The 13,259-nt window shown below is 60.1% G+C and carries 11 protein-coding genes; 7 read left to right on the forward strand and 4 right to left on the reverse strand.

Features of this window, described 5'->3' with window-relative positions:
- Positions 1–39: 39 nt before the first annotated feature.
- The 3 genes from LC531_RS08345 to LC531_RS08355 all read right to left on the reverse strand — a co-directional run bounded on the left by LC531_RS08345 (position 40) and on the right by LC531_RS08355 (position 4,309).
- Entirely contained in the window at positions 40–621 is a 582-nt protein-coding gene (locus tag LC531_RS08345) for a 7-carboxy-7-deazaguanine synthase QueE (protein ID WP_223653896.1), read from the reverse strand.
- 221 nt (positions 622–842) lie between these two features.
- Positions 843–1,739, reverse strand: coding sequence for a bifunctional methylenetetrahydrofolate dehydrogenase/methenyltetrahydrofolate cyclohydrolase FolD (gene folD, locus LC531_RS08350; RefSeq protein WP_223649847.1), 897 nt, complete (start codon positions 1,737–1,739; stop codon positions 843–845).
- A 179-nt stretch (positions 1,740–1,918) separates the two neighbouring features.
- Entirely contained in the window at positions 1,919–4,309 is a 2,391-nt protein-coding gene (locus LC531_RS08355) for a mechanosensitive ion channel family protein (protein WP_223649848.1), read from the reverse strand.
- A gap of 178 nt (positions 4,310–4,487) precedes the next feature.
- On the opposite strand from LC531_RS08355, the gene LC531_RS08360 reads away from it, so the two are divergent.
- Positions 4,488–4,859: a DUF805 domain-containing protein gene (locus tag LC531_RS08360; RefSeq protein ID WP_223649849.1), complete on the forward strand. Its 372-nt coding sequence runs from the start codon at positions 4,488–4,490 to the stop codon at positions 4,857–4,859.
- Between the two features lie 61 nt (positions 4,860–4,920).
- Here LC531_RS08360 and lepA read toward each other — a convergent pair whose 3' ends face one another.
- Entirely contained in the window at positions 4,921–6,708 is a 1,788-nt protein-coding gene (lepA, locus tag LC531_RS08365; protein WP_223649850.1) for a translation elongation factor 4, read from the reverse strand.
- Between the two features lie 89 nt (positions 6,709–6,797).
- Here lepA and LC531_RS08370 point away from each other — a divergent pair, with 89 nt between their 5' ends.
- The 6 genes from LC531_RS08370 to LC531_RS08395 all read left to right on the forward strand — a co-directional run bounded on the left by LC531_RS08370 (position 6,798) and on the right by LC531_RS08395 (position 13,169).
- The gene (locus LC531_RS08370) at positions 6,798–7,643 is read left to right on the forward strand and encodes a hypothetical protein (protein ID WP_223649851.1); all 846 of its coding nucleotides are present in this window, start codon (positions 6,798–6,800) and stop codon (positions 7,641–7,643) included.
- Positions 7,644–7,721: 78 nt separating this feature from the next.
- Complete coding sequence (locus LC531_RS08375; protein WP_223649852.1) at positions 7,722–8,129, forward strand: GlcG/HbpS family heme-binding protein; 408 nt, start codon at positions 7,722–7,724, stop codon at positions 8,127–8,129.
- Between the two features lie 116 nt (positions 8,130–8,245).
- Complete coding sequence (locus LC531_RS08380) at positions 8,246–8,821, forward strand: Uma2 family endonuclease (protein WP_223649853.1); 576 nt, start codon at positions 8,246–8,248, stop codon at positions 8,819–8,821.
- A gap of 52 nt (positions 8,822–8,873) precedes the next feature.
- The gene (locus tag LC531_RS08385; RefSeq protein WP_223649854.1) at positions 8,874–9,182 is read left to right on the forward strand and encodes a hypothetical protein; all 309 of its coding nucleotides are present in this window, start codon (positions 8,874–8,876) and stop codon (positions 9,180–9,182) included.
- A 130-nt stretch (positions 9,183–9,312) separates the two neighbouring features.
- Complete coding sequence (locus tag LC531_RS08390) at positions 9,313–12,732, forward strand: methylmalonyl-CoA mutase family protein (RefSeq protein WP_223649855.1); 3,420 nt, start codon at positions 9,313–9,315, stop codon at positions 12,730–12,732.
- 5 nt (positions 12,733–12,737) lie between these two features.
- Positions 12,738–13,169: a hypothetical protein gene (locus LC531_RS08395; protein WP_223649856.1), complete on the forward strand. Its 432-nt coding sequence runs from the start codon at positions 12,738–12,740 to the stop codon at positions 13,167–13,169.
- The last annotated feature ends 90 nt before the right edge of the window (positions 13,170–13,259 follow it).

Consider the following 13,259-nt stretch of genomic DNA (forward strand, 5'->3'; position numbering starts at 1 on the left):
CGTTATCTCCTACCTTTTACCGGCATAATACCGGCCAGGCTACGGAATGTCGAGGTACTTATGGGTTTGCAAGGACACCTGCCAGCGCGGATGAGCCTTCACGTAGTCAATGAGGGCGGGCGTCATGCGGGCGGCGCGGCTCCACTCGGGCTGGAGGTAGAGGCGCGTGGTGGGCGGCACCAGCGCGGCGTGCTCCTCGGCCCAGGCAAAGTCGCTGTCGTTGAAGACGATGATTTTCAGCTCGTCGGCGTGGGCCAGCACGTCGGGCCGCGGGGCCTTGAACTTCTTGGGCGACACGCAAATCCAGTCCCAATTGCCGGAGAGTGGGTGCGCGCCACTGGTTTCAATCCAGGTCTGGAAGCCGGCCGCTTGCAGCGCTTTAGTAAGGGGTAGGCAGTCGTGCATCAGCGGCTCGCCGCCGGTGACGACGACGTGGCGGCCGGGGTAGGCGCTGGCAGCGGCCACCAGGTCGGCCACGGGTTGGCGGGGGTGCGCGTCGGCATCCCACGACTCCTTCACATCGCACCACACGCAGCCCACGTCGCAGCCGCCCAGGCGGATGAAGTAGGCCGCCCGGCCCGTATTAAACCCTTCGCCCTGAATGGTATAGAATTGCTCCATTACCGGAAGCATCGAAACCTCCTTTGGAGCATGGACGAGGGGTAGGGCGGTGAGGAAATCAGATACGGCAGACATAAACGAATAAAAAAAGGGCGCGACCGATGTCAACGCCCGCGGCGCGACCGGGGGTTCCAGTCGCTCAAATTTACGAAGGGTAGCGGGGACTCTGCGAGTCCGCACGTGGAACGACTTGCGCACGCGCGAACTCGCAAGAGCTCCCGCTACAGCTTCGGGTACACGTCGCCCTTGGCGGCACGCAGCGTGTTGAGCAGCAGCATGGCGATGGTCATGGGCCCTACCCCCCCCGGCACGGGCGTAATGCGCGAGGCCAACGGCGCGACTTCAGCAAAGTTGACGTCGCCCTTCAGGCTGTAACCGGATTTCTTGTTGGCATCCGTGACGCGGGTCGTACCTACGTCGATGACCACCGCGCCGGGCTTTACCATGTCGGCCGTCACGAACTCGGGGCGGCCGATGGCGGCTACGATAATGTCGGCCTGGCGCACAATTTCAGGCAGATTTTTAGTGCGCGAGTGGCATAAAGTGACGGTGCAGTTGGCCGTTTCCAAGTTCTTAGCCAGCAAGATACTAACCGGCGTGCCCACAATGTTGGAGCGGCCAATTACTACGCAGTGCTGGCCACTGGTTTTAATGCCCTGCCGGGCCAGCAGCTCCACGATGCCGGAGGGGGTAGCGGGCAGCAGCGCGGGCAGGCCAGCCACCATGCGGCCCAGGTTCATAGGGTGGAAACCATCCACGTCCTTCTCGGGCCGGATGGCTTCGATGACCTTTTCGGCGTCGATGTGCCGGGGCAGCGGCAGCTGCACAATGAAGCCGTCGATGCCGTCGTCGTCGTTGAGGTGCCGCACCACGGCCAGCAGCTCAGCCTCGGTGATGTCGTCTTCGAAGCGCAATAAGGTGCTGGCATAGCCCACGCGCTCGCAGGCCAGCACCTTGTTGCGCACGTAGGTTTCGGAGCCGCCATCGTGGCCCACGAGCACGGCGGCCAGGTGCGGCGGCCGGTGGCCGGTGGCCGTCATTTTCGCCACTTCGGCGGCAATTTCAACTTTGATGTCTTCGGCGGTTTGCTTGCCGTCGATGAGGTGCGGAGCGGGCATCTTTTTTAATTTGGAATGAAGAATTGAGCTTATTTTAAAGCTAAACAATTACCACTGAACGGTCATGCGGAGCGTAGTCGAAGCATCTCTATCGCTTCTCTGCAACGGCATTAGTCACTTACGCGGTAGAGATGCTTCGACTACGCTCCGCATGACGTTCTACTTTAACTATCTTTAATTCATCGCATAGCAATGCCGGCCCGCGTGAGGCGCTGATAAATACCGGCCAGCAGCTCGCTTTTCAGGGCTTGCTCCTGGCGGATGTTGTTTATCCAGAACAGGACTTTGAGGTCGTAGCCGGTGGTGGCGACGTTATTGAGCAGGATTTCGGGCGCGATTTTGTGCAGCGTGTTGGGGTTGCTCAGGATTTCCTCGCTGATGTGGCGGCGGGCTTCATCGAGGTCAATGTCGGGGGCAAGGTTGAGGGCCAGCTCGGTGCGGATGTGGTTGTTGCTGAGCGTCCAGTTGATGACGTAGTTGCTGAGTAGGTCGCCGTTGGGCAGGATAATCTCGGAGCCGGCCTGCGAGATGAGCTTGCTGGCCCGGATACCGATATCCTTCACGCGGCCCGTCTGGCCCTTCACCTCGATGAAGTCGCCGACCTGAAACGGGCGCTCAAAGATGAGAATGACGCCCGACACCAGGTTGTTGATAATATTCTGCAAGCCCAGGCCGATGCCTACGCCCAGCGCGCCGAGCACGATGGCGATTTTATCCACCGGCAGACCCGAGGCCAGCGTGGCCAAAAACAGCCCTACCCCCAGAATCGCCAGCCGGATGGCCACCATCCAGGTGCCCTTGCGGTCGGCCTCTACGCTGAACTCGTCCTCCGTTTCACCGAAGAAGTAGCCCACGTATTTCTGCAACTGAATGGTGGCGAACACGATGCTTACAAACAGCAAGATATTACCCACCGTGAACGTGGTGCTACCCAGCCGGTGCGGGGTCGTGAGCAGGCGCTCGATGAGGCGGTAAAAGAGGTTATATAAATTAAGGTTGGCGGTGAAGAGCATCAGCCAGAGCACGCTCACCACGGCCGTGAGCGCGTGGCGCAGGCCGCGCTCCATCTTGCCGAAGCTGAGGCTGGCGCTCAGGCCGTCCGCGTCGCGGCTACGCTGCACTTGCAGGTAAAACGCCTCCGTGACGATGCGCACGAAGGCGGCGAGCGCCACCACTTGGGTGAGGCCGAAAATGGCCGCCGTGGTCAGCAGCTTGGCCAGGCTCACGCGGCCGGTGGCGGTGGCGATTAGCGCCAACGCATTCAGCCCCACGAAGAGTAGCGCCACCGGCCGCACGAAGCCAGCCAGCAGCCGGTGATGCCCCAAAAAGCGCCAGAAACGCCCGCCCAGTACCACCGCGCCGGCATTGAGCAGCAGCATGGCCCAGCGCGTGCTTAGCCCCGGCGCACGCTGGGCATAGGCGAAATTGAGCACGAAAAACGCCGCCACGATGCCTACCCAGTACCAGAACAGCGGCCGCGGCCAGCTGCGCCAGCCCAGCGCCGTGAGCGCCGTGAGCAGCAGCAATTGCAGCGAATCGGTGTAGGCGGCGGGCGGCTGCAAGTCAAAGAACGGGGCCAGGCTGAATACCACCAGCAGCGCCGCCGCCACCGGCACCGGCCGCAAATAGTGCAGGCGGTGGCCGGGCAGCGCCACTGGCCCGGGCAGCGCGGCCGGCCCTACCCCCCCCGCGCTGGCCGACCGGCGCAGGGCCCGGAAATTGCCCGCCACCCAGGCAAAAAAACCGCCCGCCAGCAGCACCATCCACACCCAGTAATCCCAGTGCTCACGGAAGTAGTAGCCTATCAGCGAGCGCTGCGCGGCATACGAGCGCCGGGCCAGGGCACTCGCCTGCTCGTTGGTCTGGATGCGGCCGGGCTGCCAGAGCGGCGGCAGCTCGGCCTGGTCGCTGAGCCGGCCGAAGCGCACTAGCTGCTCGCGCACGGCGTCTTGCAGCTCCAGGCCCTGAATAAATGCCTCCGACACCCGCGTTTGCAGGCCCGTAACCGTGTGGCGGCGGCGCACCAGCAGGGCCTGGGCGCGGCCTTGCTTGGTGCGCAGGTGGCCGATGGCCCCGCCGATGGCCGTGTTGGCGGGGGGTAGGGCGGTGGTGGGCCGCAGCTGGGTGGTCAGCGTATCGAGCCGGGCCTGGGTGGCGCGCAGCTGCTGGCTGCCGGCGGCCAGGGCAGTGCGCCACGCGCCGAGTTTTTCCTGCATATCGGCCAGCAGCACGTGGTACATCTGGAGCTGCTTCACGTCCACCACGTCGGCGTACTCGGCCAGATTATCGCGGATGGTTTCGAGGTTTTCCTCCACCTGGGGCAGGTCCTCGCTCAGGTCCTGGGTATCGACGCTGCGGCGGGCCGCCCCGTTGATGCGGCTCAGCGTGAAGTAGGCTTTCTCGATGAGTTGGGCCAGCGAGTCGGGGAGCACGGGGGGGGTAGGGCGGGCGCGGGCGGCGGGCCGAGGCGGCGCGGCCGCTACCGGCCCGGCCTGAATTGCTAGCAGCCAGATAAGCCACCCGCCAATGAACAGGAGCCAACGAGAAAAAACGCTTGAAAACGACAGCATGAGTAAGAATGACAATCAAAGCAAGAATGCCAGTCTCTGACTAGCCTATGCCTTATATCAGAAGGAAGCAACAGCTTCATCTACTTTTTTATAAAAACTCAACCATTCAGGAAACAGCTTTCGTAATAAACCCGTAACTTTCCCGCGTTCTTTTCACCAAAAACCCCTGAATGACAGCATGAAGTACTTTCTCGATACGTTGAAAAACAAGTACGCGCAATTCAGCGGCCGGTCCCGGCGAGCTGAGTACTGGCAATTCTTCCTCTTTAATATTATTTTCTCACTTGTACTTGGCTTTGTTGGTCGGCTCATCCATTTCCCGTTCATCGGTGTTATTTACAGCTTGGCGTTGTTAGTGCCGGGTATTGCGGTGTCTGTTCGTCGGATGCACGACGTTGACAAAGATTGGTGGTACCTTCTTATTCCTATTTACAGTCTTATTCTGGTGTGCACCGAAGGTACTAGCGGACCCAATCAATATGGTCCCGATCCAAAGAATGCGACTGTTCCAGCTATGGATACGCTTGGCAATCCACCTGCTACCTATTAGGTGCGTTCTTAACATCATTAAAAACGGCCGGCTTCCTTCGCGGAAGCCGGCCGTTTTTGCATCAGTCAATCTTGAGCACCGCCAAAAACGCTTCCTGCGGAATCTCGACCGAGCCCACGGTGCGCATCCGTTTCTTGCCTTCCTTCTGTTTTTCGAGCAGCTTGCGCTTGCGCGAGATGTCGCCGCCGTAGCACTTGGCAATCACGTTCTTGCGCAGGGCCTTGATGGTTTCGCGGGCAATGATTTTCTGGCCGATGCTGGCCTGAATGGCGATGTCGAACATCTGGCGGGGTAGCAATTCGCGCAGCTTTTCGCAGAGGCGGCGGCCCCAGTCGTAGCTCTTCGAGCGGTGCACGATGGCCGAAAGGGCGTCCACTTTCTCGCCGTTGAGCATCACGTCGAGCTTCACCATGTCGGACTCGCGGTAGCCAATCAGCTCGTAATCCAGCGAAGCGTAGCCGCGGCTGATAGTTTTGAGCTTGTCAAAAAAGTCGAACACGATTTCCGACAGCGGCAGCTCAAAGTTCATCTCCACCCGCTCGGAAGTCAGATACGACTGGCCTTTGATAATACCGCGCTTCTCCATGCAAAGCGTGATAATCGGCCCCACGTAATCCGAAGCGGTGATAATCTGCGCTTTGATGTAGGGTTCCTCGATGAGCTTAATCAGGTTCGGCTCCGGCATTTCGGAGGGCGCGTTGATAACCAGCTCCTGGTCACGGGTGCCGATGGCGTGGAACTGCACGCTCGGCACGGTGGTGATGACCGTCATGTTGAACTCGCGTTCCAGGCGCTCCTGCACGATTTCCATGTGCAGCATCCCCAGAAAGCCGCAGCGGAAGCCAAAGCCCAGCGCCACCGACGTTTCGGGCTCCCACACCAGCGAGGCATCGTTGAGCTGCAGCTTTTCCATGCTGCTGCGCAGTTCCTCATACTCGGTCGTATCCACCGGGTAGATGCCGGCGAACACCATCGGCTTCACGTCGGCGAAGCCCTGGATGGCGTCAGCCGTGGGGTTGCCGACGGTCGTGATGGTGTCGCCCACCTTCACCTCGCGGGCTTCCTTGATGCCCGAGATGAGGTAGCCCACGTTGCCGGCGCTCATCTCCTGGCGCGGCTCCTGGTGCAGGCCCAGGATGCCGATTTCATCGGCCCCGTACTCCTTGCCCGTCGCCATGAAGCGCAGCTTATCGCCCTTCTTCATGGTGCCGTTCTTGATGCGAAACAGTACCTCAATACCCCGGTAGGAATTGAAAACCGAGTCGAAAATCAGTGCCTGCAAGGGGGCCGCCGGGTCGCCCTTCGGCGCGGGAATGCGGTCGCAAATGGCGTTCAGAATAGCTTCAATCCCGATGCCGGCCTTGCCCGAGGCGTGGATAATATCCTCCGGCTTGCAGCCAATCAGGTCCACAATTTCGTCGGTCACCTCCTCCGGCATGGCGTGCGGCAGGTCGATTTTGTTGAGCACCGGAATGATTTCCAGGTCGGCCCCAATGGCGAGGTAGAGATTGGAAATCGTTTGGGCCTCAATGCCTTGCGAAGCGTCCACAATCAGCAGCGCACCTTCGCAGGCGGCAATGCTACGGCTTACTTCGTAGCTGAAGTCGACGTGGCCGGGGGTGTCAATCAGGTTCAGCGTGTAGGTTTCCCCCTTGTAAGGAAACTGCATCTGGATGGCGTGGCTCTTGATGGTGATGCCGCGCTCGCGCTCCAGGTCCATGTTGTCGAGCAGCTGGGCCTGCATGTCGCGCTTGGCCACGGTGCTCGTGAACTCCAGGAGCCGGTCGGCCAGGGTGCTTTTGCCGTGGTCAATATGGGCAATGATGCAAAAGTTTCTTATATTCTTCAACGGAGGGCGGTTTTTAGCCACGCGAAGATACGGCCCTTTTGCGGCGGGGCGTATGTTTGAGGCTGGCTTTCCTCCTAACCTCCCGCCCCTTGCAGCTCTCCGAACCTGGCCCTACCCCCTCGGCGCGCGGCAAGTTCGCGCGGCTCTTGCTCAACGCCACAGCCTGCTATTTACTGGCCTGGCTGGTGGTCAATTTTATCGGGCAGGCCACGCAGGTGTCCGAGGCGCGGCGGGCGCTGGTGCCGGGCGTCTGGGACCTGGGCGGCGTGCGCTTCCTGCTGGCCGATAGCGGCTGGCGGCGCGACACGGTGCTGGCCGTATACGGCCTGGGGCCGACGCTGGTACTGGGGGTAGGGCTAATGGCCTTCGGCTGGTTTTGGTGGGGCTGGCGGCAGCGCCGGGGCCTGGTAAAGCTGCTGCTGCTGTGGCTGGTCTTCCACGCCGCCAACGCGGTGCTCGGCGGCTTGCTGGCCGATACGGTGACGCGCTCGGGCTCGTGGTTCGTGCCCAACTGGCTGCTGGCGGCGGGCGGCACCTGGCCCAGCATGGCCCTGGGGCTGCTTTTTGGCCTGGGGCAGGTGGCGCTGGGCTTTCTAGCGGCCGTGCCGTTTTTGCTGGCTCAGGACTCGCACACCATTTTGCAGTTTGAGCGGCGGCCGCAGCTGGTGGTGTACACCATTGCGGGGCCGTGGCTGGTGGGCTCGCTGCTGCTGGCCTTCAGCAAGCTGCCGCACCTGGGCTTGAACGAGGCCCTGCACTACGCTACCATGCTGCTGCTGCTGGTACCGCTGGCCATTGGCTGCCAGCAGGAGTTTTTCAACGAAAAAGAAGCTCTGCCCTACCCCACCCACGTAGCCTGGGGCCTGGTGGGCCTGGCCGGACTGGGCCTACTAGCCTGGCGGCTGGCGCTGGGCAGCGGGGTGCACTTTCGGTAGGCGGGCTAACTTCTGGGCCGCGACGGCGTTTAGCCAGAAGAATCATTTTTCCCTACCCCCCTACCCCCTCTTATCCTCATGGGTATCACCCTTCAGCAAGCCCAGGCCGCCGTGCAGGCTGCGCAGCAAAAAGCCCAGGCAATGGGCGTCAACATGAATATTGCCATCGTCGATGCCGGGGCCAACCTCACGGCCTTTGCCCGCATGGACGATGCCTGGCTCGGCTCGCTCGATATTGCCCTCAAAAAGGCCAAGACCGCCCGCTACTTCGACATGCCCACCGGGGCCATCGGGGGCCTTTCGCAGCCCGGCGGCCCACTCTTCGGCATTGAGCATTCCAATGGCGGCCTCATCTCCTTCCCCGGCGGCCTACCCATTAAAGATGGCAGCGGCACCGTTATTGGGGCCATCGGCGTATCGGGCAGCACCGTGGAAGACGACCACACCGTAGCCGAGGCGGGCGTGCAGGCGGTAGCGGGCAAGTAGCCCACCCGCCGCAGCCATCTCAGAAAAACGTCCCGGCTGCCCCGCCGGGACGTTTTTCGTATCTTGCTACCCTACCCCCTCTCCTTGCCATAAACGCGCTCTTTGCTGATGAACCCTTGGTTCTGGATAACCCCTACATGAGCCGGATGAGCGAAGCCGAGTTTTTCGACTTCTGCCAGCAACACCGCAAATGGCGCATCGAGCGCAACGCGCAACGGGAAATTCTACTTATGGCACCAACGTTTACCATTACCGGCCGGCGCAATGCCAGCCTCATCGGGCAGCTCTACAATTGGTGGAGCACGAACGGCGAGCCTGGCTTTGTCTTCGATTCCAATGCCGGCTTCACGTTGCCCAACGGGGCCGTGCGCGCACCTGATGTTTCCTGGGTGCCGGCCGCGCAGTGGCAGGCGCTGAGCCCGGAGCAACGGGAGAAATTTGCGCGCCTCTACCCACCGTTCGTGGTGGAGCTGCGTTCCAAAACGGACTTGCTAAACGTGCTGCTGGCGAAGATGGAAGAGTACCGGGCGAACGGAGCCGCGCTGGGCTGGCTGCTTTTCTGCGACGATGAAACGGCCTACCTCTTCCGCGCCGGGCAAGCCGGGTACGAAACGGTGCCGGGCTTCGACCGGGAGCTTTCGGGCGAGGATGTGCTGGCGGGGTTTCGGCTAGATTTGCGAAAATTGAGATAATCCTTTATTACTCCTATGCTTACACAACATCAACAAGAATTTTTAGATACGCTTGACTTTATTCCTCCCAAGGAATACCTGGCCTATCTATTTGCTACTGAAAGTACTTACGAATTCGGCGGTGCTTAATTTGATTGAAGCGGATGAATTACTACAATTCAACTCCGCTCACGAAGCTGCTGAATTCTATCCCGGCTATTTTCTAATCGGCTCGGACGGTGGCGGCGAGGCTTTTGCCATCGGGAAAGCTAGCGGCAATTTTGTTCTAACGCCTTATATCGGACATGATGAAGAAACACCAATTATAGTTGGGCGGACGTGGACGGAGTTTCTGGACTACTTACAGTCCGAATACTGTTAGTCAATTTCCCTACCCACCCCGGCCAACCTCGCTGGGGCTTTTTTGTACCTTTGCCACACTAAAAGCGCCGCCGCAGGTTTCTAAAGTAACGCTTGCGGCCACGTTCCACCCTCGCCCTACCCCCTCCCCCATGCATCCCGCCCCCGTTGCTCCTTATAAGCCTAAGAACCACGTGCGCATCGTTACGGCCGCCGCGCTATTTGACGGGCACGACGCGGCCATTAACATCATGCGCCGCATCATCCAGAGCAGCGGCGCGGAGGTGATTCACCTGGGGCACAACCGCTCGGTGCAGGAAATCGTGGACTGCGCCATTCAGGAAGATGCGCAGGCCATTGCCATCACCAGCTACCAGGGCGGGCACAACGAGTACTTCAAGTACATGCACGATTTGCTGAAGGAGCGCGGTGCGGGCCACATCAAGCTCTTCGGCGGCGGTGGCGGCGTGATTCTGCCCACCGAGATTGCCGACCTGATGGCCTACGGCATTACCCGCATCTACTCGCCCGATGATGGCCGCGCGATGGGTTTGCAGGGCATGATTAACCACCTGCTGGAGCAGGCGGACTTCCCGACGGGACAGCATTTGAATGGGGAAGCGGGCCACGTAAAGGAGAAAGATGCCCGCAGCATTGGCCGGCTGATTTCGGCGGCAGAGAATTTCCCGGAGGAGTTTGAGCGGGTGAAAGGCGACTTGATTTCTGAATTTCAGCTTAGTGAAAACGCCCAGAATCAAGTACTAAGCACCAGGCACCAGGCACCGATACTCGGTATTACCGGCACGGGCGGCGCGGGCAAGTCTTCGCTTGTAGACGAGCTGGTGCGGCGCTTTTTGATGGACTTTCCCGACAAGACCATCGCCATTATTTCGGTGGACCCCAGCAAGCGCAAGACCGGTGGGGCCCTGCTCGGCGACCGCATTCGGATGAACGCCATCAACTCGCCGCGGGTGTACATGCGCAGCCTGGCCACGCGCCAGAGCAACCTGGCCCTCAGCAAGTACGTGCAGGACGCCGTGGATGTGGTGAAGGCCGCCAACTACGACCTTATAATTCTGGAAACCAGCGGTATCGGCCAGAGTGATACCGAGATTATCGAGCACTCCGACGCCAGCCTCTACGTGATGACGCCCGAGTACGGCGCGGCCACGCAGCTGGAAAAAATCGACATGCTCGATTTTGCCGACGTTATTGCCCTGAATAAATTCGACAAGCGCGGGGCCCTGGATGCGCTGCGCGACGTGCGCAAGCAGTACCAGCGCAACCACAACCGCTGGGACTCGCCCACCGACACGATGCCGGTGTTCGGCACCATCGCCTCGCAGTTCAACGACCCCGGCATGAACCGGCTGTACCGGGCGGTGCTCCAGATGCTGGAAACCAAGACCGGCGCCACCTTCGCCTCGCACCTGGAAACCAGCACCTCGGACTCGGAGAAGATTTACATCATCCCGCCGAACCGCACGCGCTACCTCTCCGAAATTGCCGAAACCAACCGCGCCTACGACCAGCGCGTGCGCGAGCAGGCCCACATCGCGGAGGTGGCCGGCGCGTTTGCCAAGCTGGAGGAGCACTACGGGGCCGATAAAAACAGCCCGGCCGGCACCATCGAGGAGTTCACCAAGAACAAGCAAACCCAGCTGCGCCGGCTCGATGCCGACAGCCAGGCCATTCTGGAAAACTGGGAAGACACCCTGCAAAACTACCGCAACCCCGAGTACGTGTATTCGGTGCGGGGCAAGGAAATTCGGGTAAAGACGCACACTAAGTCATTGTCGGGCAACATGATACCTAAGGTATCGGTGCCACGCTACACCGGCTGGGGCGACCGCCTGCGCTGGGCGATGCAGGAGAATTTCCCCGGCGAATTCCCCTACACGGCGGGCGTGTTCCCGTTCAAGCGCGAGGGCGAAGACCCTACCCGCATGTTTGCCGGCGAAGGGGGCCCCGAGCGCACCAACCGCCGCTTCCACTACGTGAGCATGGGCCTGCCGGCCAAGCGCCTGAGCACGGCCTTCGACTCGGTGACGCTCTACGGTGAGGACCCCGACCACCGGCCCGACATCTACGGCAAAATCGGCAACGCGGGCGTGAGCATCGCCTGCCTCGACGATGCCAAGAAGCTGTATTCGGGCTTCGATTTGAGCGCCCCGACCACCTCGGTTTCGATGACGATAAACGGCCCAGCGGCCACGCTGGCGGCGTTTTTTATGAACGCGGCCATCGACCAGAACTGCGAGAAGTACATCGCCGAAAACGGCCTTACTGAGGAAGTAGAGGCCAAAATTGACAGCATCTATGCGGCGCTGGGCCAGCCCCGCCCCCGCTACCAGGGCGAGCTGCCGGCCGGCAACGACGGCCTGGGTTTGCGCCTGCTCGGCGTGACCGGCGACCAGGTGCTACCCCCCGATGTGTACGCCACCATCAAGGCCAAAACCCTGACGCAGGTGCGCGGCACCGTGCAAGCCGACATTCTCAAGGAAGACCAGGCCCAGAACACCTGCATCTTCAGCACCGAGTTTGCCCTGCGCCTGATGGGCGACGTGCAGCAGTTTTTTATCACCGAGAAGGTGCGTAATTTCTACTCCGTCAGCATCTCGGGCTACCACATTGCCGAGGCGGGGGCCAACCCGATTACCCAGTTGGCCCTCACGCTCAGCAACGGCTTCACGTTTGTGGAATACTACGTGAGCCGCGGCATGAGCGTCAACGACTTCGCGCCCAACCTGAGCTTCTTCTTCTCCAACGGCATCGACCCCGAGTACGCCGTCATTGGGCGGGTAGCGCGCCGCATCTGGGCCAAGGCCATGAAGCTGAAGTACGGCGCCGACGCTCGCAGCCAGATGCTGAAGTACCACATCCAGACCAGCGGCCGCAGCCTGCACGCCCAGGAAATCGACTTCAACGACATCCGTACCACGTTGCAGGCCCTCTACGCCATCTACGACAACTGTAACTCCCTGCATACTAACGCCTACGACGAAGCCATCACTACCCCCACCGAGGAGAGCGTGCGCCGGGCCATGGCCATTCAGCTCATCATCAACCGCGAGCTGGGCCTGGCCAAAAACGAAAATCCGCTGCAAGGCTCCTTCATCATCGAGGAGCTGACCGACCTAGTGGAAGAGGCGGTGCTGCTCGAATTTGACCGCATCACGGAGCGCGGCGGCGTGCTCGGGGCCATGGAAACCATGTACCAGCGCGGCAAAATCCAGGAGGAAAGCATGCACTACGAGATGCTGAAGCACACCGGCGAGTACCCCATAATAGGAGTCAACACCTTCCTCTCGTCCACTGGCTCGCCCACGGTGGTGCCGGCCGAGGTCATCCGCGCCACGGAGGAGGAAAAGCAGTACCAGATTACGATGCTCGAAGCCCTGCACCAGCGCAACGCCGCCGAAACCCCGGCGCGCCTCCAGCAGCTCCAGCAAATCGCCGTCGCCAACGGCAATCTGTTTGACGAGCTAATGGAAACGGTGAAATATTGCTCGCTGGGCCAGATTACCAACGCGCTGTTTGAGGTCGGTGGGCAGTATAGAAGGAATATGTAATTCCTATGGCCGCCGAAGATTCTTCAACATCATCAGATTCTGTTTCTGATGAGGAATTGCGAGAAATGTGGAGGGTTCGATGGAAGTCTTCAATTGAAGAACTAACTTCCATCGAATACCAACGCAAGACGTGGATGGATGCAGCAAAACCTAGCGTACACTACACGTATGTGGAGTTTATGTGCTGCTATTTCGATGATTTAATTTTTGGTTCAGATTACAAACTACTCATCCAGGATAAATGGGTAAGTAAACAAGAAGTGGCAATTTTAAGTGAATGGCATAATGCTCTTGACAAGTATTCTGCACCGTTGAATGATGATTACAACGATGCCGCAATCTTGAATGACCCTGACTGGATTCGTATTGCAGCATTAGGCGCTGAGGCTTGGAATAAACTTCAGTTGCTTTGGGCAGAGTCTGAACGCGCTGTTTGAGGTCGGCGGGCAGTATCGGCGCAATATGTAGGGCGCGGTTTGAACTGATTTGACGGACTGGCAGTACATTAGCTGACTCAGCACTAACCA

Source organism: Hymenobacter psoromatis, from assembly GCF_020012125.1.
In the GTDB taxonomy this organism is placed as follows: Bacteria; Bacteroidota; Bacteroidia; order Cytophagales; family Hymenobacteraceae; genus Hymenobacter; species Hymenobacter psoromatis.

What these genes read in the sequence shown, in the direction of transcription:
- LC531_RS08345 (WP_223653896.1), bottom strand. Translation starts at nt 621, where the DNA reads ATGGAGCAATTCTATACCATTCAGGGCGAAGGGTTTAATACGGGCCGG.
- folD (WP_223649847.1), bottom strand. Translation starts at nt 1,739, where the DNA reads ATGCCCGCTCCGCACCTCATCGACGGCAAGCAAACCGCCGAAGACATC.
- LC531_RS08355 (WP_223649848.1), bottom strand. Translation starts at nt 4,309, where the DNA reads ATGCTGTCGTTTTCAAGCGTTTTTTCTCGTTGGCTCCTGTTCATTGGC.
- LC531_RS08360 (WP_223649849.1), top strand. Translation starts at nt 4,488, where the DNA reads ATGAAGTACTTTCTCGATACGTTGAAAAACAAGTACGCGCAATTCAGC.
- LC531_RS08375 (WP_223649852.1), top strand. Translation starts at nt 7,722, where the DNA reads ATGGGTATCACCCTTCAGCAAGCCCAGGCCGCCGTGCAGGCTGCGCAG.
- LC531_RS08390 (WP_223649855.1), top strand. Translation starts at nt 9,313, where the DNA reads ATGCATCCCGCCCCCGTTGCTCCTTATAAGCCTAAGAACCACGTGCGC.
- LC531_RS08395 (WP_223649856.1), top strand. Translation starts at nt 12,738, where the DNA reads ATGGCCGCCGAAGATTCTTCAACATCATCAGATTCTGTTTCTGATGAG.